Raw genomic sequence first — 23229 nt, forward strand, 5'->3', positions numbered from 1 at the left:
ATGGAAGATTTAAAAATAGTATTTGGCGTGATTAAAGATATCATCACGCTAAATTTTGATGCCATTACAAAACAAGAATGGGAACTTTTCCAAGGTTATGGTTTTTTTGCTTTTGTTGTTTTTTTGGTAGTTGTTTTATATGCTTATTGGTATCATCTTTATAGAGCAGAAAAAAAAGGTGAGAGAAATTACGAAAAATACGCTAATCTTGCCTTAAAAGATGATATTGATGATAGCATTTTAGAAAATAAAAGGAGTATTTGATGCAATGGTTAAATTTAGAAGATAATATCAATCTCTTATCTTTAATTGGAGCTATTCTTATCATTTTAATCACACTTGTAATTGTGGGTAGAATGTTTAAACAAATGAAAGAAAAAAGAGGTGATGCGGAGCTTAGTGAGCATAGTTGGGATGGTATAGGTGAGTATAAAAATGCTATTCCTACAGGTTGGGCTGTTGTGTTTTTCCTTACTATTGTTTGGGCTATTTGGTATTTTCTTTGGGGGTATCCTTTAAATGGTTATTCGAGAATAGGTGAATACAATGAAGAGGTAATGGCTCATACGGTTAAATTTGAAGAAAAATTCAAAAATCTTTCTGCTGAAGATAAAGTTGCTATGGGTGAAAATATCTTTTTAGTCCAATGTTCTCAATGCCATGGAATCACTGCTGATGGGATTAATGGAAAAGCACAAAATCTTACTATGTGGGGTTCTGAAGAAGGGCTTATTGATGTTTTGAAAAAAGGTTCTAAGGGTATGAATTATCTTATGGGTGAGATGGCTCCAGCAGTTGAACTTGGTGTTGCGGAAGAAGATATTCCAGCGGTTGCTGCTTATGTTGCAAAGGAAATTTCAGCGATTAAAAAAACAGCAAATGAAGATTTAGTAGCTCGCGGCAAAGAGGTTTTTGCTACTTGTGTTGCTTGTCATGGTGAAGATGGGACCGGAATAGTAGGTGGAGAAGTTTTAGCACCCGATCTTACCAAGTATGGACAATCTGAATTTGTGGTAGAAGTTTTAAATAGGGGTAAAAGCGGTGCTATTGGTGTGATGCCTATGTTTAATAGCGGAATTTTAAATGATATTCAAAAACAAGCTGTTGGCGAATATGTGATTTCTCTTTCAAGGGGTGAGTAATGGAAAATATGAATAGAAATGTATTTTCACTTTCGGGCGTAACAGGAATGTTAATTGCTACGGTTTTGCTACTTGCTATTTTGGTAGGACTTACGATTTGGGGTATTAAAGCACAGCAAGATGTAATGCAAAAACCTTATACTTTAAATAATCCTCAAAGTGTTCCTATGAAAGGTGCTGATGCCAATAAACATATGATAGTAAAGGATGGACAATGAGCAAAGCTTTAGAATATTTAATTGTTATAGGTTTGATTGTTGCAGCTGCTGTAACTGCTTGGTCTGTTTTAACTGCAAATCATCTTAATATAGGATGAAATTCTTAATACAAAGCGGCTTTTTAGCTGCTTTTTTCTTTATAAATTCTTTATTAGCGCAAGGCAATTCTCATGTTGTTTTTAATGAAAATGTTTTAAATGATAAAGTTGTGAATGAGCTTAATTTAATGGGAAATGAGCTCTATGAAAAAACAGGGGTATTTGTAGCTGCTGCAATTAGTGATAAGACTGATTTTAACGAATTGCTTAAATTTAAAGATAAACTCCCAAGTCCTTTTATTTTGCTAGTTCTTTCTAAAAAATCTCATCAACTTGATATTATAGCTACTAAAGAAGCTTTAGTGTTTTTTGATAAAGAAAAGGTTTTAAGTCCTTATCCATGGAGTGGTTCTATACTTCCTTTACTTTCATCAAATAAGGCAAAAGATCAATTTAATGCTGCGGTTTTGAATGGTTATTCTGATATTGTTGATCAGGTGGCAAGTTATTTTAATGTTAAACTCGTTCATTCTATAGGCAATGCAAATAGAGATACTTTAAATGTCTTAAGAATTGGAATTTACGGCTTTATCTGTATTATGGCTTTACTATACATTCAGAAAAAAATGAGGAGAAAAAAGAATGTCTAAAAAGAAAACTTTTTGGCCTTATGGAATCTTGCTTTCGCTTTTTGCAATAGTTCTTGCTTGTATTGCTACTATTGTTTTTGCTAGTCAGTATCCTGTTTATGAAGATAAAGTTTATTTTCAAACTTATCAAGAAGTGGATGAAAATATCAATGAAATTAGAGCTAAACAGGAAATTTTTGAGAAATTTTTTAGCGTGAGTTTGGATTTAAACTCAAGTAAAGATAAAAAGGGACGCGTAGTTTATGATTTAAATCAAGATCAAAATACCTTGCGTTTTGTGCTTAAAGATAAAATTGAAAATATATCATCGAAATTTAGCGCAGAGCTTTTGCTAACGCGTCCGCATACTAATGAGCAAGATGCGAAATTGGGACTTGAAATTTTGCAAAATACAGGTATAAATTCAAATGTCAAAGAACATTTTATAAATGTGGTTTTGCCTAGACTTGAAAAAGGCAGATGGCAACTTCAGCTTAAAATCATTGCAGATAAAGATGATGGGATAAATACTCAGGCTGTAGGTTTTTATACTTATGAAATTTTTGTTCGTTAATGAAGCTTAATATTTTTAGTTCCACAAGACAAATTAAAGAGTATTATAGGCAAAATAAAAATGCCAATTCTTTGCTCGATCCTGTGCTTCATATCAGTGATTTTTTGGATAGAGTTTGTTTGCTTAATACTCATAAAGCGAGTTCTTATGAGACTTTGCTTTTGATGCAAGAAGCTTGCAAGAAAAGTAAGGATTTGGAAAGTAAGTTGGGAATTTCGACTGAATTTTTTGCTTTTTTGAAAAATAACGAATATCTTTTTTCTTTTTTTAAAGAATTGGCTTTGGAAAAAAGAAGTATTTGCGATCTTAAAAATAATGACTATTATGCTGCTTATAATGAACATTTGGATATTTTAGAAGAGGTTTTTCAAAATTATCTTTCTTTGCTTGATAGGGCAAATTTGCATGATGAGCTTTCTTTGGTAAAAAACTATAGTTTAAATTTAGATTTTTTGGATGAATATGAAAGTATTAAATATGATTTACAAGGTTTTTTGAGTCGTTTTGAAGAAGAGTTGTTTGTGCAAATTTCGCAATATAAAGATTTTATTTTATGCTTTAGAACGAGTGCTTTTAATTTAGAATATCTTTCGAACCTTGATTTTTTAAGAAAATTATCTTTAAATGAAAATTGTTATTATGAATTTAATATTAAAACTCATACTATTGTAAAACAAGAAAAAATTCCACAAACGAAGATAAGTGTTAAACTGCGAGCTTTTGAAATAAGAACCTTGCAAGTTTCTTTTGTTATGGATGAAATTTCAAATTTCATTCGTGCGGGTTTAAAACCTGAAAATATAGTTGTTATTACTCCAGATGAATGTTTTTGCAATACTTTAAGGCTTTGGGATAAGAACAATGTTTTGAATTTTGCAAGTGGAATTAGCATTAAAGAAAGCTTTTTTTATCAGAAATTAAAAGCGCTTTATGATAGTGCAAATTTGGAGTCTTTTGAATTTAATAAAAGCCTTGATTATTTTGAAAATAAAGAGAGTGTTTTTGACTATCATAATACGCTTTTGCATTATTTTAAACTTGATTTTAATACTTTTAAGGCACGTTTTAATGAAAAGTGTGAAGTAGATTTTTTTGAAGATCTTGTAAAAGTATTTTTGTTGAATGAAAAAAAAGAACTGATTGTTTTGATTGAAAAGGAGCTTTATTTTATTAAGGATTTGCTAAAAAATCAAACTTTAACACTAAAAGAGCTTTTAGAGCTTTTTTTTATACAAATTTCTTCACTCACTTTAAGCGATGTTGGTGGTGGAAAAGTTACTGTTATGGGGCTTTTGGAAAGTAGGGGGCTTAGTTTTGATGGGGTAATAATGGTTGATTTTAATGATGATATTATTCCCAAAAGAAGTATTAATGAGCTTTTTTTAAACAATGATATTCGCAAACAAGCAGGACTTATAAGTTATGAAAGAAGAGAAAATTTACAAAGATTTTATTATGAAAGTTTGATGACAAGAGCGAAAAAAGTTAGCATTTCTTATGTGGAAAATGAGCAAAGTTGCAAATCGCGTTTTTTAGACGAGCTGGATTTTGAATTTGAAGAGGATAATAAAATCAGTCCCCAAGCTTATTTAGATGCTTTAAAATTAGATTATGAAGAAAAAAAACCCAATTTAGAGCCTCTTAAGGCACCTATTTTAAGGCATAATATTTTTGCCACCCCTTTATCTTTTAGTCGTTTGAATTTATTTTTGAAGCAAAAAAGAACTTATTATTATCGTTATATTTTAAATCTTTTAGAACCTCGTGCCTTAGAGGAGCAAAAAAGTGCTAAAAATTTAGGTATTTTTATACATAAAATTTTAGAACTCTATTATCAGCAAAATAAGAATTTTTTTGATGAAGATGAATTTATGTTTTTATTGCATAAACAAGCAAAAATTGCGAAAATTTCAGAACTTGATGTTGAAATTTTGAAATTAAAATTCGCACGCTTTGCAAAGGTAGAAAATGAGCGTTTTTCGCAAGGATATAGGGTAGAAAAAACTGAATTTGAGATAAAGCCTCCTAAGAAATATAAATTAAAAAATGGTTTTAGCGTGGATTTAATAGGGACTATTGACCGTATTGATAACTTAAATAATAATCGTTTGATTCTTGATTATAAAAGCGGAAAAATAGAAGATAATTCATATCAATTGGCTTTTTATAAGCTTTTAATAGGCAAGAATTGTGCCGCAAAATTTTATGATTTAAATGATTTTAAAATTAAAAATGGCAAAAACACCAAAGATGTTTTGGAGCTTGAAGAATTACTTGAAGAGCTTGTTTTGCAAAGTAAAGAAGAGATAGAATTTGAAAATACAAAAGATGAGTATTGTCCTTATAAGCTTCTTTATAAAAAGGAGTTAAAATGAGTAAATTTAAGCCTTTTTTAGCCTTAGAAGCCAGTGCTGGAAGTGGAAAAACTTTTGCTTTGAGTGTGCGTTTTGTGGCTTTGATTTTACAGGGTGCAAAAATCAATGAAATTTTAGCATTAACCTTCACAAAAAAAGCAGCCAATGAAATGCAAAAACGCGTTATTGATACTTTTTTGTATTTAGAGCAAGACAGTAAAAATGCAGAATGCAAAGCTCTTTGTGAGCTTTTAGACTTTTCTAAAGACGAGCTTATTGCTTTAAGGGATCAAAAGAAGCAAGATTTTTTAAGGCAAAATTTAAAAATTTCAACTTTTGATGCGTTTTTTAGTCGAATTTTAAGGAGTTTTTCTTTAAATTTGGGGCTTATGAGTGATTTTGAGATCAGCGAAGAAGAGCTTGATGTTAAGGCAGTATTTTTAAAAATTTTAAGCACGAAAGAGCTTAGGGACTTGGCTTATTATATTTGTGAATTTGATGAAAAAGAAGCCTTTTTTAAAGAGCTTGAAAGGCTTTATGAGAATGCTTATTTTAAAGATAATCTAAAAATTAGCTTTTGTGATAAAACAAAACTTAATGAAGCCTATAGAGATCTTAGATCTTATGCTTTAGGTTTAAATCATAAGAATTTAAGTGCTAATTTTGACAATGAAGAGCTTGAACTGAACGAGTTTTTAGAAAAACCTTTTATGTCTAAATTTGAAAGCACAAAATATTTGCGAGATCTTTATAGTGAAGATGCAATTTTTTCTAAAAAAAGAGATGAGTTCTTAAAAATTTTAAATGTTTATGCTAACGAGCTTGAAGAATTTAAAATCGCTAAATTGATGAATTTATTAGAGCATTTTGGTGAGGCTAAAAATATTATCCATAAAAATAAAAATATTTTAAGTTTTAGTGATGTCAGTAAAAAAGTGCTTGATTTGATGCAAAGCGATTTAAAGGATATGATATATTTTAGACTTGACGGCAATATTTCCCATCTTTTAATCGATGAATTTCAAGATACAAGTGTGATACAATATCAAATTTTACTTCCTATTATCTCAGAATTAGTTTCTGGTGAAGGTGTGAAAAAGAATAGAAGTTTTTTCTATGTGGGTGATAAAAAACAAAGTATTTATCGTTTTCGCAAAGGCAAAAAAGAGCTTTTTGATCTTTTGCAAAAAGATTTTGTGCAAATTCAAAAAGAAAATTTGGACACAAATTATCGCTCACAAAAGATTTTAGTTGATTTTGTTAATGAAATTTTTGAAAATAAATTTCAAAACTATATAGCTCAAAAAACCCCTAATGATGAGAGCAAAAAAGGTGGTTTTGTGCGTGTTATCCAGTCAAATGAAGAAAAGAAACCTAAAGAGGAACAATCAAGAGAAATCAAAGAAAAAACCCTAGAAACACTTTTAGGGCAAATTCGCTTTTTGCAAAGTAAGAATATCGCTTTAGAAAAAATTTGCATTTTGTGTTGGAAGAATGATGATGCAGATCTTGTTTTGGAATTTTTACATCAAAATGAAATTTCTGCTTTTACGCAAAGCAATGTTTTACTAGAAAATAAAGCCAGCGTAAAGGCAGTGTTAGAATATGCTAAATTTTGCATTTTTGGGGATGAATTTTATGGCGTATTTTTAAAGGAATTGTTAGGTGAAGAATTTCCAAGATTAGAGCTTGATTTAAGTAAAAGCGCTATAGAAAATGTGCTTTATTTGGCAAAAAAATTAAAATTAAATCTAAGCGATATTGCTTTGATACAATTTATCGAATACGCCGGAAGTAAAAATAATTTTTTAGAACTTTTGTTTGAGCCTTGTAATTTAAAAATTCTTAATGAGCAAAATTGGGGTATTAGCATTATGAGTGTGCATAAGTCCAAGGGTTTAGAATTTGATCATGTGATTTTACTTGATAGTCTTTCAAAGCCGCAAAATAATACAGATAAAATTTTGTTAGAGTATGATATTTCAATGGGTTGGGAGCTTAAAATTAGGGATAAAATTCGCAAAAACACCCAAGATGAAAAATATAATGCTTTTTTAGAGTCCATACAAAAAGCCGAGCTAGAAGATGATATTAATAAACTTTATGTGGCTATGACTAGGGCTAAAAAATCTTTGATTATCATCAAAAGAAATGAAGCTTTGGTTAATGGAAGTTATCCAAGTTATTTTAGCAGCGATAGATATTTAAATTTGGCTTGTGAGGAAAGAGGTGAGATTATAGCTGAAGAAAAACTCGATACTAACTCCAATGAAAAACAACAAGCATTATTAGAATTTGTCAAAGTGGGTTTGCAAGAAGTCGAAGATAAGCAGTATCTTAATTCCTTTGAAATTTATTTTGGTAATGCTTTTCATTTTTTTATGCAAAATCTTAAATTGCCTTATGGAGAAAATTTTGAAACACTTTGTGAGAAAACGAAAGGAAAATTTAGGCATTTTTTAAGCGAAGAGGATTTTACGAGACTTTTTAAAAGAATCAAAATGCTTTTGCAAAACGATGATTTTTCCAAGCTTATTGCCAATAAACAGCTTTTAAAAGAGCAGGATTTTAGTTTTAATGGTGAAATTAAAAGAGTGGATTTGTTGGCTTTAGATGAAAAAAGCGCTTGTGTGTTGGATTATAAGACAAGTTTATTGATGCAAACTAAGCATATAGAGCAAGTGAAATTTTATAAAGATTCCTTGCGAGAAATTCTTAAAAAAGAAACTTCTGCCTTTTTGGTGTATTGTTTAGAAGATGAAATTAAAATTCAAGAAGTGTGATTAAAATCTAAGTAAATCATTTTTTATTTTTAGCAGTATCTCGCGATTAATTTATTTTGATAATAAAATTCAAAATAAATTAATATATTTTATGATATTATTAATAATAATTCTCAAAATAATTATATAAAAGGAGAGCAAAATGTCTGTTTTGGTTATAGGTGCTGATGAAATAACGCCTATTAAGGCGGTTTTATATGATTTGGGGGCTAAAAAAATCGAACACTGGGATGCTAGAAATGAAAACAGAGTTAATAAAAAACCTATTCCTCAAGATACAAAATGTATTGTTATGCTGACAAGTTTTTTAAACCACAATACGATGAAAAAAATTAAAGGCGAGGCTAAAAAAAGAAATATTCCTTTGGTTTGCGCGAAAAGAAGTGTGAGTTGTGTGTATTGTGAGTATTGCAAAGTTTTTAATCTTGATCAAAATTTTTCTTGCAAAAATAAGGATTAAACGATGCTATTTGGTTTTAATTTTAAACAAGAATTTATTCCTGATGTTTTTAAGGATTTGACTAGGAAGGATTTAAATTTAACTTTTTTACATCAGTACAATGCTTTTGTTGATGAAAAACTTGTGATTCCTATAGCTTATGCAAAAAATGCTAGAAATTTTAGAATGATTTTTGAAAAAAGAATTCAAGATATTTTAAAATTTTCATTTTTAAAGGCTAAGCACAAAAGTCCTTTGAAAAAATTTTGTATTTTTTCTCATTTATGGATCAAAGCGTATAAATACAAGGATTTTTCAGCACTCAAAAATGCTTTTTTTACACCAAAAATGCCAGTAGCAAGAATGATACAAATGCTTTATCAAAATGAGGAATTGATTTTTAATGCAAGGGAATTTTTTATCAATTATGTGTATGAAAAAATTGCTAAACAAAATCCAAAAAGACAATTAGAATTAAAAGATAATTTTTTGCTTATTGATGGACATTTTGCTGTGTTAATTTATGCGAAGAATTGCGATATAAATCAAAAGTCAAATTTTGCTTTAGAAGTCAATCAAGCATTAAAAATGATACAAAACCAAGAATTTTCAAGGTTTTATATTATTTTTCCTAAGAATAAAAATTTCAAAAGACACATAGAAATCAAACATTTTTTATCCGAAAAAAACAAAACTATGCTAAAATTAGTTCCGTATTCAATTACAAATAAATTAAAAGGAGAAATAAAACAATGTCAGTAGCAGTTATTTATGGTAGTTCAATGGGAAATACTGAAGGTGCGGCAAATACAATCGCTGAAAAACTAGGGATTAGTGATGTATTGAATGTTAGTGATGTAGATGCAGCAAAAATCAATTCTTATGATAAATTGATTTGCGGAACTTCAACTTGGGGAAGTGGTGATTTGCAAGATGATTGGGATGGTTTTGATTTTTCAGGACTTTCGCTTTCAGGTAAAACAGTAGCTGTATTTGGCATGGGAGATAGTGAAAGTTACTCTGATACTTATTGCGGTGGTATGGGAAAACTTGCACAAAATTTAAAAGATGCTGGAGCAAATTTAGTAGGTGAGATTTCGACTGATGGTTATAATTTTGAAGCAAGTGATGCCGTTGTTGATGGTAAATTTGTAGGTTTAGCACTTGATAATGACAACCAAGAAGATCAAACTGAGTCAAGAATTGATGCTTGGATAGCACAAATTAAACCTCATTTTTCTTAATTTTTAATGCTAGAAATTTTTCTAGCATTACTCTTTTTATCCTTTTCCTGCTTTTTTAAAAATTATTTTTTAATTCTAGTTTATGTTTAGTCATCTACAAAAATATTTTGTATTTATTAAATAATAAATTTTATTATTTAATGTTATTTTTATTTTTAAAATAATATAATTTATCAATTAATAAAATTTATTATTTAGGAGAAGACAATGAAAAAACTAACTAATGATTTTGGCAATATTATTGCTGACAATCAAAATTCATTAAGTGCAGGTGCTAAGGGACCATTACTTATGCAAGATTATATTTTGCTTGAAAAGCTTGCTCATCAAAATAGAGAAAGAATTCCAGAAAGAACTGTTCATGCAAAAGGAAGTGGAGCTTATGGTGAGATAAAAATCACTGCAGATTTAAGTGCTTATACTAAGGCTAAAATTTTTCAAAAAGGTGAGATTACTCCACTTTTCTTGCGTTTTTCAACCGTTGCAGGTGAAGCAGGTGCAGCTGATGCAGAACGCGATGTAAGAGGTTTTGCAATTAAATTTTACACCAAAGAAGGAAATTGGGACTTAGTGGGAAACAATACCCCGACTTTTTTCATCCGTGATGCTTACAAATTCCCTGATTTTATTCACACTCAAAAAAGAGATCCTAGAACTCATCTAAGAAGCAATAATGCTGCTTGGGACTTTTGGACACTTTGCCCTGAAAGCTTACACCAAGTAACCATACTTATGAGCGATAGAGGAATTCCTGCGTCATATCGTCATATGCACGGCTTTGGAAGCCATACTTATAGCTTCATCAACGATAAAAATGAAAGATTTTGGGTAAAATTTCATTTTAAAACTATGCAAGGTATTAAAAATCTCACTAATGAAGAAGCAGCAAAAATCATCGCAGATGATAGAGAAAGTCACCAAAGAGATCTTTATGAAGCTATTGAAAATAAAGATTTTCCAAAATGGAAAGTACAAGTGCAAATTTTAGCCGAAAATGACACAGAAAAACTTGGATTTAATCCTTTTGATTTAACTAAAATTTGGCCACACTCCATTGTACCTTTAATGGATGTTGGTGAAATGGTTTTAAATAAAAATCCGCAAAATTACTTCAATGAAGTTGAACAAGCAGCTTTTAGCCCTAGCAATATAGTTCCAGGTATTAGTTTTAGTCCTGATAAAATGCTTCAAGCTAGAATTTTTTCATACCCTGATGCGCACAGATATCGCATAGGAACAAATTACCATTTACTTCCTGTAAATCGTGCTAAAAGCGAAGTAAATACTTATAATGTAGCGGGTGCTATGAATTTTGACACTTATAAAAATGAAGCAGCTTATTATGAGCCAAATAGTTATGATTATAGTCCAAAAGAAGATAAAAGCTATCTTGAGCCCGATCTTGCCATAGATAATGTTGCACAAAGATTTGCCCCACTAGATGATGATTTTTATACTCAACCAAGGGCTTTATTTAACATTATGAATGATAGTCAAAAAGCACAACTTTTTAACAATATCGCTGCCTCTATGAAAGGAGTAGATGAAAAAATTATCACTAGAGCTTTAAATCATTTTGAAAAAATTTCAAGTGATTATGCAAATGGAGTAAAAAAAGCTTTAGGAAAATAATTTTTACTTGCCACTTTAAAAGTGGCAAACTAAAGATTATAAATATTTAAGGAAAAGTGATGATGACTTTGAGTTTAGAAGAAGAAAAAAGATTTGCCGAGCTTTGCAAAATGGCTTTTAATTTTGCTAGAAATGATGAATGCGAAAACCTAAAAACCATGATAGAAGCAGGACTTAATGTTAATTTAAAAACACACAAAGGCGATACTTTATTAATGCTTGCCGCTTATAATAATTCTTATGAGTGTGCTAAAATGCTTTTAGAAAAAGGTGCAAAAGTTGATGAGAAAAATGATCGCGGTCAAACTCCGCTTGCAGGGGTTTGTTTTAAAGGTTATTTGCCTATGTGTGAGCTTTTGGTGAAATATGGAGCAAATATTGATGAAAATAATGGTTTAGGGATGACGCCTTATACTTTTGCTATTATGTTTGGCCGTAAAGATGTAGCAGAGTTTTTAAGTAAAAATTCCAAAAAAAGTTTAGCAAAAAAGATTTCGTTAAAAATTTTGCAGTTATTTAAAAAATGATTTTATTTAAATTTTTTTAAATACCTGTAAACGCTAGGCTCTGAAATTTTTAAGAGTTTAGCTACTATGGGTACAGAACCTTTAATGTTAAAGATACCTTTTTCGTATAAGGTTTTTGCTATCTCTTCTTTTTGGCTAATACTTAATTGATAATTAGCGTTTAAATAATTCATATCAATACTTTGGGCTAAAATTTCTTCTATGGAATGACTTAAAGTTTCTATATTTCCCAAATCATTTATTTCAATATTGTTTTCATTATTTTCTTTGTTTGGATTTAAAATTTCACTCATATCATCTAATTTTTCTATGTCTATGATTTTACAAACCGCATCTCTTATCGCACTAGTATCGTGATTTATACATAAAATTCCCACAAGTTTATCGGTATTTTTTATAAAAAAAGTTGAACCTCTAACAAGTTTTGACTTTCCAATTAAAGCCTTATAGTCATATAAAAAATCTTCCTTTAAATAAGCTTTATTTTGTATAAGTTCGCTTGCAAAAGCACTTAGTGGAGATTTTAAAGTTCTACCGCTGATATGATTATTGGCAATGGCTGCGATATAAGCACCTTCTTCGTCAATTACATGAAAAACTATTTCATATTGTTTGCCTAAAACTTGTCCTAAAAAATTTGTAAGTTTGATAAATTGTTCTTTTTGCTTTTCATCCATAACATACCCCAAAGTTTAGATTGAAATTAAGATTTTATTCTAACTTTAAATTTTTAAAAATATTCTTAATAAATAATATTTTATTATTGTAATAAAAAAATATTGACAAGTTATTATTAAATTGATAATATTTTATTGTAATTTTATTTATAGAGGAGACAAAATGACAAATTATCCAAAGGCTATCGGTCCTTACTCGGCCTATAGAGAAGCAAATGGTATGCTTTTTATTTCGGGACAGTTACCTATAAACCCTACATCAGGTGAGATTGAAAGTTTGGATATCAAAGAACAAACTAGACAATCTTTAAAAAATATTGGTGCTATTTTAGAAGAGAATGGAATTTCTTACGATAAAGTTGTTAAAACGACTTGTTTTTTAGCTGAAATTTCTGACTTTTTAGCTTTTAATGAAGTCTATGCCGAGTTTTTCAAAGCTCCTTATCCTGCTAGAAGCGCTTTTGCGGTAAAAGATCTACCAAAAGGAGCAAAAATTGAAATAGAAGTCATAGCCTCAAAAGGATAAGCCATGCTAGGTCTTAGTTTTTCTTTATTAAGCGTAATTTTACTTGTTTTTATGCTTTATAAAAAAGTCAATGCTCACATGGCATTGCTTTTAAGTGGTTTGTTGTTGCTTTCTTTGGCTGCTATTTTTGGGCTTTCTCCACATGTTATTGAAAAAGGCTCTTTAAATTTAGCCTTTTTTGATATTTTTCAAGTTTTTAACCAAACAATGTCAAGTACTTTAGCAGGTCTTGGTCTTACCTTAATGTGTATTGCTGGATTTTCTGCTTATATGGATCATGTTGGGGCTTCCTATGCACTTTTTAAGGTTTTTGAAAAACCTCTAAAAATGGTAAAATCTCCCTATGTTTTGCTTATAATTGCATATTTTATCGTGCAATTTTTAGTTCTTTTTATCCCATCTCATGCAGGACTTGGACTTTTGCTTATGGTTACCATGTATCCTATTTTGGTGCGTTCGGGTGTTTCAAAACTATCTGCCTTAAGCGTGATTGCAATTTGTCAATACATAGATCATGGACCTGGAAGTGGTAATGTTATCATGGCTTCAAAAGTGGCTGATATTGATCCTGCGATCTATTTTGTAAATTATCAGTTGCCTACAACTTTACCAATCATTTTAGCAGTGGGACTTGCGATTTATCTTAGCAATAAATTCTTTGATAAAAGAGATAATTTTGTTTTCAACGCTCAAGAAGTAGAAAAAGAATTAAGTCAAAATGAGGACAAAGAAAAAGAATTAAAAAAACCACCAAGAATTTATGCTATTTTGCCTATAATCCCTTTAGTTTTAATATTAGGTTTTAGTTCGGTTTTAGATAGTTTTTTAGTTTTGATTGGAATTAGTAGTGTCGAAGAGGTTGAAGCAGCTGCTAGCACTGCAATTAAAATGAATGTTCCAGTAGCAATGGTAATTTCAACTTTTGTGGCTATTATTTTTGAAATGATACGCTATAAAAGTATAGTAGAAACTCTTAATTCTATTATGATTTTCTTTAAAGGAATGGGGCATTTATTTGTAATCACAGTTTCTTTGATAGTTTGCGGTCAGGTCTTTGCAAATGGACTTTTATCGGTTGGTTTTGTGGATACTTTGATAGGATATTGCCAAAGTGCTGGATTTGGCGTGCTTGCTATTATTATTGCAGTATCTATTTTACTTGCAGTTTGTGCTTTTTTGATGGGTTCTGGAAATGCAGCATTTTTTTCTTTTGCGCCATTAATTCCAAACATAGCAAAACATTTTGGTGTTGAAACCATTACCATGATAGCACCAATTCAAATTATGACAGGTTTTGGAAGATGTGTTAGTCCTATAGCACCGGCAATTTTGGCAATTTCAGCTATTGCAAAAGTAAATCCTTTGCAAGTGGTTAAAAGAACAGCTATTCCTATGTTGGTGGCTGCGATTACTAATATTATTATGACTTATATTTATTTATAAAAAGGAGAAAAAATGAATTCAAAAACTAAACTTATCCATTGTGGTAGAGGAGATCAAAATGTTCCTGTAAGATCGGTTAACCCTACACTTATGCGTGCATCAACCATACTTTTTAAAGATCACGCTACTTGGCAAGAATACAGAGAATTAAGAAAAACTCAGCGTGTTTTAAGTTACGGTGCTAGAGGAACGACTACAAATTTTGAGTTAGAAAAATTAATTTGTGAGCTAGAAGGCGGACATAGAGCGCAACTTTTCCCAACAGGACTTGCAGCTTTAGCTATGGTGCTTTTAAATTATGCTAGTAAAGATGCTCATTTTTTAATTACTGATGCTATTTATGGACCTGTTAGAACTATTTGTGATTTATTTTTAGCAAAAATGGGTGTAGAAATTGACTTCTTAAAAGCAGATGCTTCTGATGTAGAAGAAAAAATTAAACCAAATACAAAACTTATTTTATGTGAAAGTCCAGGTTCTATACTTTATGAAATCATAGATTTGCCAAAACTTTGCAAAATAGCACATGCTCACAATATTCCTGTAGCTATTGATAATACATACTCTAGTGGGTATTTTTTAAATCCACTTGAGCTTGGCGTGGATATTTCAGTGATTGCTGCAACTAAATATTTAAGTGGACATTCAGATGTTACTATGGGTATAGTAGTGATTAATGAAAAAGAATGGAAGAATTTTGACAAACTTCCTGAAGCTTTAGGTTTTACAACAAGTCCTGATGATGCTTATTTAGTACTTCGCGGTATGAGAACGCTAGATGTTAGAATGAAAGCTCATGAAAAAAGTGCAGATGAAATCGTAGAGTTTTTACAAACAAGAAAAGAAATAAAAACTATTTTTTATCCAAAAATTAAAACTCATCCAAATCATGAAATTTTTATGCGTGATCATAAAGGTGCAAATGGTATGGTTACAATTGAATTTGCAAATGGGTATAGCAAAGAAGATGCTATTAAATTCGTAGATAAATTAGAGTATTTTTCAATAGGTGCTAGTTGGGGTGGATACGAAAGTTTAGCAACCGTTACTACTCCACCTAGAACTGCAACCGATTGGAGTGCAAGAGGTCCATTTGTAAGATTTCATATAGGGCTTGAAGATACAAAAGATTTAATTGCTGATTTAACACAGGCTTTTGATAGTATTAAAAAATAAGGGGATAAAATGACAGGAATTAGTGTATTTGATCATAGATTATTAGCAGATTCTTGGAGCACGCCTGCGATGCGTGCTATTTTTTGCGAACAAAACCGCATACAAAAATGGCTTGATGTAGAAGCAGCATTAGCAAAAGCACAAGCAAAGCTTAAAATCATACCAGAAGATGCCGCAGAAGAGATAGCAAAAAAAGCTCATTATGAATTTATGGATATGGATTTTATCTATGCTGAATTTAAAAAAACCAAACATCCTTTAGTGCCGACCGTTCGTGGTTTAGAAAAGGCTTGTGAAAATGGTTTGGGCGAATTTGTGCATTTTGGAGTTACTACTCAAGATATTATTGATACTGGACTTGTTTTGCAATTTAAAGAAGCAATGCAAATCATAAAAAGCGAGTTAAAGGCTATAGCAAAAGATTTAGCAAAACTTGCTAAAACACATAAAAACACCCCTATGATGGGAAGAACTTTAGCTTTGCAAGCTTTACCTATAACTTTTGGACACAAAGTTGCTATTTGGCTTAGTGAATTAAACCGCCATTATGATAGGATAATGGAGCTTGAAAAAAGATTATATGTAGGTTTAATCGTAGGTGCAGTAGGAACTAAAGCAAGTTTAAGTGATGAGTGTAATGAAGTAGAAAAGCTAACTTTGGAAAATTTAGATTTAAATGTACCTGATATTTCTTGGCAGCCTGCAAGAGATCGTTTTATAGAGCTTGGTTATGTTTTAGGAAATATTAATGCAACCTTTAACAAAATAGCACATCAGCTTTTAATCCTTACACACAATGAAATAGATGAAATAGCAGAGCCTTTTGGTAAAGGACAAGTTGGATCAAGCACTATGCCACACAAAAGAAATCCTGCGGTAAGTGAAAATGCAGTAACTGTTAGCAATGCTTTAAGAGCAAATATTGCGATTTTAAGTGATATTGAAAGACATGAGCATGAAAGAGATGGACAAGTTTGGAAAATGGAATGGAAACTTTTACCTGAAATTTTCTTAATGCTTTCAGTGGTTTTGGCAAATATGAAATTTGTTTTTAGTGATTTAGAAGTTAAAAAAGACAAAATGCTTAAAAATCTAAATATTTTAGATGGCTTTGTTTTAGCAGAACGCGTTATGTTTGCATTAAGTGATCATTATGGAAAGCAACACGCACATGAGATTGTTTATGAAAATGCGATGAGAGGCATAGAAGGTCATAAAACATTTAAAGAAGTATTATTAAGTGATGAAAGAGTAAGTAAAGTATTAAATGAAAAAGACATTGATGCCTTGCTTGATGCGACTACTTATGTGGGTTATGCGCCAAAACTTGTAGATGAATTTTTAGAAAAAATCGCTTCATCTGAAATTTTAAAATAGGAAATAAAAATGCTTTATAGCGAGATTTTAGCTGATTTTATCGTAGGGCTTAAATTTAAAGATATCCCATCAAGTGTAGTGCAAAGGGCTAAGGAATTAATGCTCGATAGCCTTGGGACAGCTTTGGCTGCAAGTAATGAAGAATGTGTTAATAATGCTTTAAAAGTTTTTAATACTAAAGGTGATACTCAAATTTGGGGCAAAGAGGAAAAAATTGACGCTATAAGCGCTGCTATGCTTAATGGTATAGCAGCCCATGCGCTTGATTTTGATGATACGCACACAGAAGCTATTTTACATGCAAGTGCTATTTTAACTCCGCTTTGTTTGAGTTATGGTTTTAGTGTGAGTAAAGATGCTAAAAAAATCATCAAAGCTTTTATCATAGGCTGGGAAGTAGCTGCTAGAGTTGGCATTGCAAGTAAGGGAAGTTTTCACAAACGCGGTTTTCATACTACTGCTATTGCTGGAATTTTTGGAAGCGTGAGTGCGAGTTGTGTCATGCTTGATTTAAATAAAGAGCAAATTATTAATGCTTTAGGGCTTGCAGGAAGCTTTGCAAGTGGGGTAAATGAATTTTTATCGAATGGATCAAATTCAAAAGTTTTGCATATTGCCAATGCTATAAAGAATGGAATTTTTGTTGCAAATTGCGCTAAAAATGGTATGAGTGGTCCTCTTAGTATCTTTGAAGGAAGGGATAATATCTTTAGATGTTTTGGCATAGAGCAAGATTGCGATAAAGCTAAACTTTGTGAAGCTTTGGGTGAAATTTGGCAAGTTATGCAAGTTTCTATAAAGCCTTATCCGAGTTGTCATTTTGCACATGGGCTTATTGATTGTGCTATTGCTTTAAGAAATGACGGCTTAAAAGCAGACGAAATTAAAAGCATACATTGTTTTGTAGATGAGGTGCCTATTTCTTTTATTTGCGATCCTTTAGAAGCAAAATATACCCCAAATAGTGCTTACGCGGCTAAATTTTCCATGCCTTTTTTGATGGCTTTAGGTTTTTTTGATGGCAAAATTACTTTGACTTCTTATGAAAATTTAAAAAGAGATGAAGTGCTAGAATTTGCTAAAAAAATCACTTATGAAAAAAGAAAATCAAGCGGCTTTCCAAAGTATTTCCCAGGGCATATAGAAGCTATTTTGCAAGATAGAAGAGTGATTAAAAAGGATGTATTTATAAATAAAGGTAATTTCGATAATCCTTTGAGCTTTGAAGAGCTAAAGGCTAAATTTTTAGATAATGCCTTAAGAAGTGTCGAACTAAAAAGAGCACAAAATATAATAAATCAAATTCAAGATCTAGAAAATTTACAAACTTTTTCTTTTTAGTTTTTAATAAAAACTTAAAAATTACATATCTTTGCTAAAATTTGATTTTATTGTATTTTGAAAGGAAAATTTATGCAAAGATATCCAAAAGCTATTGGTCCATATTCGGCTTATAGAGAAGCGAATAGTTTTATTTTTATATCAGGTCAAATTCCTATTGATCCGCAAAATGGTGAAGTTGTAAATGGAGATATTGCCCAGCAAAGCACTCAAGTTTTAAAGAATTTGCAAGCTATATTAGAAGAAAATGGACTTGGTTTTGAAAATGTAGTGAAAACAACGGTTTTTTTAGCAGACATTAATGAATTTACTCCAATGAATGAAATTTATGCCAAGTTTTTTAAAGCCCCTTATCCTGCGCGTTCAGCTATTGCCGTTAAAGATCTTCCTAAGGGTGTAAAGGTTGAAATTGAAGCTATAGCATTTAAAAAATAAATTTGCTAATCGTTATCAAAATTAAGATATGATTTATCTTAAAAATGTTACAATTTTTTATTTATTGTTTCTTAAGGATGCAAAATGACGCTTGATGTTTTAAAAGATGATGAAGTAGCTTTAATTATTGATATTGATGCTTCTGATGAGCTTAAAAATAGATTTTTTAGTTTTGGTTTTATCAAAGGGAGAAAAATTAAAAAAATTTCATCATCTTTAAGAAAATCTACTTTAATGGTGGAACTCGAAAATAGTTGCGTGATTTTAAGAGCCAATGAAGCAAAAACAATTAAAATACAAAAGATAACGCAATGAAAAAAATTAATGTTGTACTTGTAGGGCAACCTAATGTGGGTAAAAGTCTTTTGATTAATGCTTTGTGTAAAGCTAATATGAAAGTGGGAAATTTCCCAGGTGTAACCGTTGAAAAGGCTGTGGCAAAGGCATATTATAAAGATTATGAAATTAAATTTATTGATTTGCCTGGAACTTATGCCTTAGATGGTTATTCTGAAGAAGAAAAAATCACAAAAAATTACATAGAAAATGAAAATTACGATATTATTGTTAATGTTTTAGATTCTACAAATTTAGAACGCAATCTTGCTTTAAGTATGCAACTTTTGGATATAAATAAAAAAATGATTTTAGCTTTAAATATGCAAGATGAGGCGCACAATGAAGGTGTTTGGATTAATGACAAGGCTCTAGAAGAGCTTTTAAAAATTCCTTGTATTAGTGTTTCTGCAAAAACAAAGCAAAATTTAAATAGCTTATTAGAACTTATTATCCAAAATCACGAAAAACAGTTCATCGCTCCGCAAAGAATTTATAGCGATGTTATTGAAAATGAACTTGACAAAATCACTGAATTTTTAAATAATAAAAAATTAAATCACCATGATCTTTCTAATAGGCAATTTGCTTTTGATTTATTATTAGGAAAACAGCAAAGTGAATTTGATGAGTTAAATTCACTTATTAATAGTGCGCGTAATAGGTTATTTATGGAGTACGACACTCAAGATTTAAATATGATTTTTAGAGAAAATTTAATGGCTTTTGCAAAAGCGGTAGCGATGAAGGTTTTAAGCCAAAGCAAAAAAAAGAATAAAAATCTCACCAAAAATATTGATGCTATTTTGACAAATAAATATTTAGGAATTCCTATATTTTTATTTTTTATGTGGGCTTTATTTCAGCTAACTTTTACTTTAGGACAAATTCCTATGGATTATATAGAGAGTGGATTTGCCGCCTTTGGTAATTTATGCAAAGAGTATATTTCTAATGAACTTTTAGCTTCTATTTTGGCTGATGGAATAATAGGTGGTGTGGGTGCTGTGGTATTGTTTTTGCCAAATATTATCATCTTGTTTTTTGGCATCGCACTTTTAGAGACAACAGGTTATATGTCAAGAGTCGCTTTTTTGCTTGATGGAATTTTACATAAATTTGGCTTGCATGGAAAAAGTTTTATTCCACTTATTACTGGTTTTGGTTGTTCTGTGCCGGCTTTTATGGCTACACGAACGCTAAAAAATAAAAGGGATAGACTTTTAACTCTTTTTGTTATAAATTTTATGAGTTGCGGTGCGAGACTTCCTGTTTATGTACTTTTCATCGGTGCTTTTTTTCCAAGCGAAAAAGCAGGAAATTATCTTTTTGGAATTTACATTTTAGGTGCGATTTTAGGACTTTGTGCGGCAAAACTTTTAAGAATGACAGCTTTTCGTGGATTTGATGAGCCTTTTGTAATGGAAATGCCAAAATACCGTATGCCAAATTGGCATTTAGTTTGGTTTATGGTTTACAATAAAGCTAAAATGTATCTTAAAAAGGCTGGAACTTTCATACTTTTAGCATCTTTACTTATATGGTTTGCGAGTAACTTTCCGCAAAATAATGTTGCTGATGTAAATTTGAGTGAATTAGAAAAACAAGAGCTTGCTATTGAAAATAGTTATTTAGGACAGTTTGGCAAGGCTATTGAGCCTGTGTTTGCTCCGCTTGAGCTTGATTGGAAATTAAGCGTTTCTTTAGTCAGCGGTTTAGCGGCAAAAGAAGTGATGATTTCAACCATGGGAGTGCTTTATTCTTTGGGTTCTGAAGTAGATGAAGAAAATTTAGCTTTAAGAGAAACCATTGCAAAGACTATCCCATTTCCAACTGCGGTAGCTTATATTTTATTTGTAATGATTTACAATCCTTGCTTTGCAGCTACTATAGTCTTTTCAAAAGAAAGCGGTAAAGCTAAATATACTTTATATCTTTTTATCTTTACTTGCACTGTGGCTTATATAGTCGCTTTTGTGGGTTTAAATATTACAAAATTTGTGTTAAATTAACCTACTTTTTGCTTGTTAAATTCCACCACGCTTTGAATGCTTTTTTCAAAAGCTTTTAAAGCGCTATAAGCAATACCTTCAAAATCAAGTCCACCGCAAAGATAAATTAAAGGCATACGAAAGGATTTGCTAATATCAAGCTTTGATTTTTCGGCAAGAGTGAGTTTAAAATCATAAGGACTTGCATGTTTAAAAGCATAATTTTTTGCTGCATTTAAAAAGTCATTTTTATCTTTTAAAAATTCACCCTTGGCTAAAATAAAATTAATTTCAAAATATTTCCAAATATCATTTGAAATTTGAGAATTTTCATCAAAATTTTGTTCTATAAAATGATAATTTTTTTCAAATGCTTTTTTGTAATTTTCTATCAATGATGCCCCAAGTTTATTTTTAGCTATATTTTGTAAAATAAGTTTAACATTGCTTTCAAATTCAAAGTCCATAGTTGATAAAATTTCAATCTGCTCTTTGAGCGTAAATTCTATATTTTGTTTTTCATTTGTAAGCTTAGCATAAGAAAAAATATTTGCCATAGGTTTTTCATAATTTCCAAATTCATCCCAGAAATTTTTTTCACTACAAGCGATACATCCATGCCCTGCGGCTACTGGCCATGAGGTTTTGGAATTAAATTTTACTTTGGGACAATTATTATAAGTATAAGGTCCCTTGCAACCTATTTTAAATAAACAAGCTCCATTTTTAGCCTTTTCATCATCAAAAGTATCCGCAAAAATGCCACTTTCAAATTTCGCTTTTCTTTCGCATAAATCGTGCAAACATTTTCCATAAGCCCATACAGGTCTATTTTGTGCGTCAAGCTCTGGTAAGGTATCAAAAAGTGCATAAAAAGCTAAATTTGCTATGATATTAACATCACTTGGCGGACAACCGGGGATATTAACTACCTTTTGGCTTAAAACTTCGCTTATACCGCAAGTTTTACTAGGATTTGGATAAGCAGCTTGGATTCCACCATAGCTTGAGCAAGTACCTACTGCAAAAATAGCTTTAGCTTTAGTAGCTAGTTTGTTAAGAATTTCAAAGCCACTTTCGCCTTTTGATCCGATAGTAAGAAAAAAGGTATCAATAGCTGCAACGCCGCCTTCTACAGCCAAAACAAATTCATCTTCTAAAACTTCCTCTAAAAGTTCTTCAGCCTTAGTCCCATTTGCAGCCATTAAGGTTTCGTGGTATTCTAAAGAAAAAAAATCAAAAATAAATTCATCAAAACTAGGAAGCTCTGAACGCAACAAACTCTCACTACACCCCGTGCATTCGCAAAGATGAAGCCAAACGACTTTCATTTTCGGTGCAATTTGAAAAAATTTCGCTGCTAAAGGCGGAATTTCATTGCCTAAAGATAAATGCTTAGCAAGAGTTTTAACGCTTTCTTCGTTGATGTTTTTTTCATCTACTAAATTTGAATTTTTGATTTTTTCAATGCGTTTTGTGAGTATTTCTTTTAATTCCTCATTGCTAAGTTTTGTCATTTTTATCCTTTTTGTTTATCCCAGCAAAGTATGGTATTTCCATTTTCATCTTTTTCTACATCGCCCATACCCATGATATTATATCCCGCATCGACATAATGCACCTCGCCAGTTACCCCTCGTGCTAAATCGCTAAGTAAATACATTGCTGAATTTCCTACATCTTCAGTGCTTACATTGCGTTTTAATGGGGCATTGATTTCATTGTATTTTAGTATCATTCTAAAATCGCCTATCCCGCTTGCTGCTAAAGTTTTAATAGGTCCTGCTGAAATTGCATTAACGCGAATTCCTTTTATGCCCAAATCTCTTGCTAAATAACGCACAGAGCTTTCAAGTGCTGCTTTTGCCACACCCATAACATTATAATGAGGTACATACTTAACACCACCAAGATAGCTTAGTGTTAAAATTGAACCATTTTCTTTAAGCACTGGAAGCACTGCTCTTGTTAAAGAAAGTAAAGAATACACAGAAGTTCCCATTGCAATATCAAAGGCTTCTTTTGAAGTTTCCAAAAAGGAATTTTCTAAGGCTTCTTTTGGTGCGTAAGCTACTGCATGAACTATAAAATCGATCTCGCCTAAATCTTTTTTAACTTTATCGGCTATGCTTGCTAAATGTTCTTCATTATTCACATCAAGTTCATAAACAAATTTAGAATTAAACTCTTCTGCGATAGGCTCAACGCGTTTTTTTAAAGCATCATTTAAAAAAGTAAAAGCCAAACTCGCCCCTTGCTCAAAGCAAGCTTTTGCTATACCATAAGCAATGGATTTATTATTTGCAACACCTACAATAAGACCTTTTTTACCTTTCATTATCATTTT

24 protein-coding genes are annotated in these 23229 nt (G+C 31.0%); 21 read left to right on the forward strand and 3 right to left on the reverse strand.

Annotated elements, in window-relative coordinates; all coding sequences use genetic code 11:
- From ELQ16_RS00295 to ELQ16_RS00355, 13 genes are all read left to right on the forward strand, one after another.
- Entirely contained in the window at positions 1-264 is a 264-nt protein-coding gene (locus ELQ16_RS00295; protein ID WP_134237585.1) for a cytochrome c oxidase, cbb3-type, CcoQ subunit, read from the forward strand.
- Positions 264-1142, forward strand: coding sequence for a cytochrome-c oxidase, cbb3-type subunit III (ccoP, locus tag ELQ16_RS00300; RefSeq protein ID WP_134237586.1), 879 nt, complete (start codon positions 264-266; stop codon positions 1140-1142). Before ELQ16_RS00295 ends, ccoP begins: the two co-directional genes overlap by 1 nt.
- Entirely contained in the window at positions 1142-1360 is a 219-nt protein-coding gene (locus ELQ16_RS00305) for a DUF4006 family protein (protein WP_134237587.1), read from the forward strand. The genes ccoP and ELQ16_RS00305 overlap by 1 nt, the downstream gene beginning before the upstream one ends.
- The gene (locus ELQ16_RS00310) at positions 1357-1458 is read left to right on the forward strand and encodes a hypothetical protein (RefSeq protein ID WP_134237588.1); all 102 of its coding nucleotides are present in this window, start codon (positions 1357-1359) and stop codon (positions 1456-1458) included. The genes ELQ16_RS00305 and ELQ16_RS00310 overlap by 4 nt, the downstream gene beginning before the upstream one ends.
- On the forward strand, positions 1455-2048 hold the full coding sequence (locus ELQ16_RS00315) for a hypothetical protein (RefSeq protein WP_134237589.1): 594 nt from the start codon (positions 1455-1457) through the stop codon (positions 2046-2048). The genes ELQ16_RS00310 and ELQ16_RS00315 overlap by 4 nt, the downstream gene beginning before the upstream one ends.
- Positions 2041-2601: a FixH family protein gene (locus tag ELQ16_RS00320; protein WP_134237590.1), complete on the forward strand. Its 561-nt coding sequence runs from the start codon at positions 2041-2043 to the stop codon at positions 2599-2601. Before ELQ16_RS00315 ends, ELQ16_RS00320 begins: the two co-directional genes overlap by 8 nt.
- Positions 2601-4976: a PD-(D/E)XK nuclease family protein gene (locus tag ELQ16_RS00325; RefSeq protein WP_134237591.1), complete on the forward strand. Its 2376-nt coding sequence runs from the start codon at positions 2601-2603 to the stop codon at positions 4974-4976. The genes ELQ16_RS00320 and ELQ16_RS00325 overlap by 1 nt, the downstream gene beginning before the upstream one ends.
- Positions 4973-7738 (forward strand): RecB-like helicase, encoded by a 2766-nt coding sequence (locus tag ELQ16_RS00330; RefSeq protein ID WP_134237592.1) that lies wholly within the window; start codon positions 4973-4975, stop codon positions 7736-7738. The genes ELQ16_RS00325 and ELQ16_RS00330 overlap by 4 nt, the downstream gene beginning before the upstream one ends.
- 142 nt (positions 7739-7880) lie before the next feature.
- Positions 7881-8198 (forward strand): DUF2325 domain-containing protein, encoded by a 318-nt coding sequence (locus tag ELQ16_RS00335; RefSeq protein ID WP_134237593.1) that lies wholly within the window; start codon positions 7881-7883, stop codon positions 8196-8198.
- 3 nt (positions 8199-8201) lie between these two features.
- Positions 8202-8939: a hypothetical protein gene (locus tag ELQ16_RS00340; RefSeq protein WP_134237594.1), complete on the forward strand. Its 738-nt coding sequence runs from the start codon at positions 8202-8204 to the stop codon at positions 8937-8939.
- Positions 8930-9421 (forward strand): flavodoxin FldA, encoded by a 492-nt coding sequence (gene fldA / locus ELQ16_RS00345; RefSeq protein ID WP_134237595.1) that lies wholly within the window; start codon positions 8930-8932, stop codon positions 9419-9421. The genes ELQ16_RS00340 and fldA overlap by 10 nt, the downstream gene beginning before the upstream one ends.
- A 207-nt stretch (positions 9422-9628) precedes the next feature.
- The gene (locus ELQ16_RS00350; protein WP_134237596.1) at positions 9629-11053 is read left to right on the forward strand and encodes a catalase; all 1425 of its coding nucleotides are present in this window, start codon (positions 9629-9631) and stop codon (positions 11051-11053) included.
- 59 nt (positions 11054-11112) lie between these two features.
- Positions 11113-11580 (forward strand): Cj1386 family hemin-binding protein, encoded by a 468-nt coding sequence (locus ELQ16_RS00355; RefSeq protein ID WP_134237597.1) that lies wholly within the window; start codon positions 11113-11115, stop codon positions 11578-11580.
- A gap of 2 nt (positions 11581-11582) precedes the next feature.
- Here the strand turns inward: ELQ16_RS00355 and ELQ16_RS00360 are convergent, their stop codons facing one another.
- Positions 11583-12257 carry a transcriptional regulator gene (locus tag ELQ16_RS00360; protein ID WP_134237598.1) on the reverse strand — a complete coding sequence of 225 codons (675 nt, stop codon included), beginning with the start codon at positions 12255-12257 and terminating at the stop codon, positions 11583-11585.
- 163 nt (positions 12258-12420) lie between these two features.
- Here ELQ16_RS00360 and ELQ16_RS00365 point away from each other — a divergent pair, with 163 nt between their 5' ends.
- The 8 genes from ELQ16_RS00365 (at position 12421) to feoB (ending at position 20903) form a co-directional block, all read left to right on the forward strand.
- Complete coding sequence (locus ELQ16_RS00365; RefSeq protein WP_134237599.1) at positions 12421-12783, forward strand: RidA family protein; 363 nt, start codon at positions 12421-12423, stop codon at positions 12781-12783.
- A gap of 3 nt (positions 12784-12786) precedes the next feature.
- On the forward strand, positions 12787-14226 hold the full coding sequence (dcuC, locus tag ELQ16_RS00370; protein WP_134237600.1) for a C4-dicarboxylate transporter DcuC: 1440 nt from the start codon (positions 12787-12789) through the stop codon (positions 14224-14226).
- 12 nt (positions 14227-14238) lie between these two features.
- Entirely contained in the window at positions 14239-15402 is a 1164-nt protein-coding gene (locus ELQ16_RS00375) for a PLP-dependent aspartate aminotransferase family protein (RefSeq protein ID WP_134237601.1), read from the forward strand.
- A 9-nt stretch (positions 15403-15411) separates the two neighbouring features.
- Complete coding sequence (gene purB, locus ELQ16_RS00380; protein ID WP_134237602.1) at positions 15412-16779, forward strand: adenylosuccinate lyase; 1368 nt, start codon at positions 15412-15414, stop codon at positions 16777-16779.
- A gap of 9 nt (positions 16780-16788) precedes the next feature.
- Positions 16789-18120, forward strand: a complete 1332-nt coding sequence (locus ELQ16_RS00385; protein ID WP_134237603.1) for an MmgE/PrpD family protein — start codon at positions 16789-16791, stop codon at positions 18118-18120.
- Positions 18121-18192: 72 nt separating this feature from the next.
- Positions 18193-18555, forward strand: a complete 363-nt coding sequence (locus ELQ16_RS00390) for a RidA family protein (RefSeq protein WP_134237604.1) — start codon at positions 18193-18195, stop codon at positions 18553-18555.
- Positions 18556-18639: 84 nt separating this feature from the next.
- The gene (locus ELQ16_RS00395; protein WP_134237605.1) at positions 18640-18870 is read left to right on the forward strand and encodes a FeoA domain-containing protein; all 231 of its coding nucleotides are present in this window, start codon (positions 18640-18642) and stop codon (positions 18868-18870) included.
- Positions 18867-20903, forward strand: a complete 2037-nt coding sequence (gene feoB / locus ELQ16_RS00400) for a ferrous iron transport protein B (protein ID WP_134237606.1) — start codon at positions 18867-18869, stop codon at positions 20901-20903. Before ELQ16_RS00395 ends, feoB begins: the two co-directional genes overlap by 4 nt.
- Here feoB and ELQ16_RS00405 read toward each other — a convergent pair.
- Both ELQ16_RS00405 and fabI read right to left on the reverse strand, forming a co-directional pair.
- Complete coding sequence (locus tag ELQ16_RS00405; protein WP_134237607.1) at positions 20900-22399, reverse strand: hydrogenase small subunit; 1500 nt, start codon at positions 22397-22399, stop codon at positions 20900-20902. The two genes, feoB and ELQ16_RS00405, sit on opposite strands and share 4 nt — an antisense overlap.
- A 2-nt stretch (positions 22400-22401) precedes the next feature.
- A complete protein-coding gene (gene fabI, locus ELQ16_RS00410; RefSeq protein ID WP_134237608.1) occupies positions 22402-23226 on the reverse strand; it encodes an enoyl-ACP reductase FabI in 825 nt (274 codons plus the stop codon).
- Positions 23227-23229 lie beyond the last annotated feature (3 nt).

Origin of the sequence: Campylobacter sp. US33a, from assembly GCF_004378855.1 — a bacterium.
Lineage (GTDB): Bacteria > Campylobacterota > Campylobacteria > Campylobacterales > Campylobacteraceae > Campylobacter_D.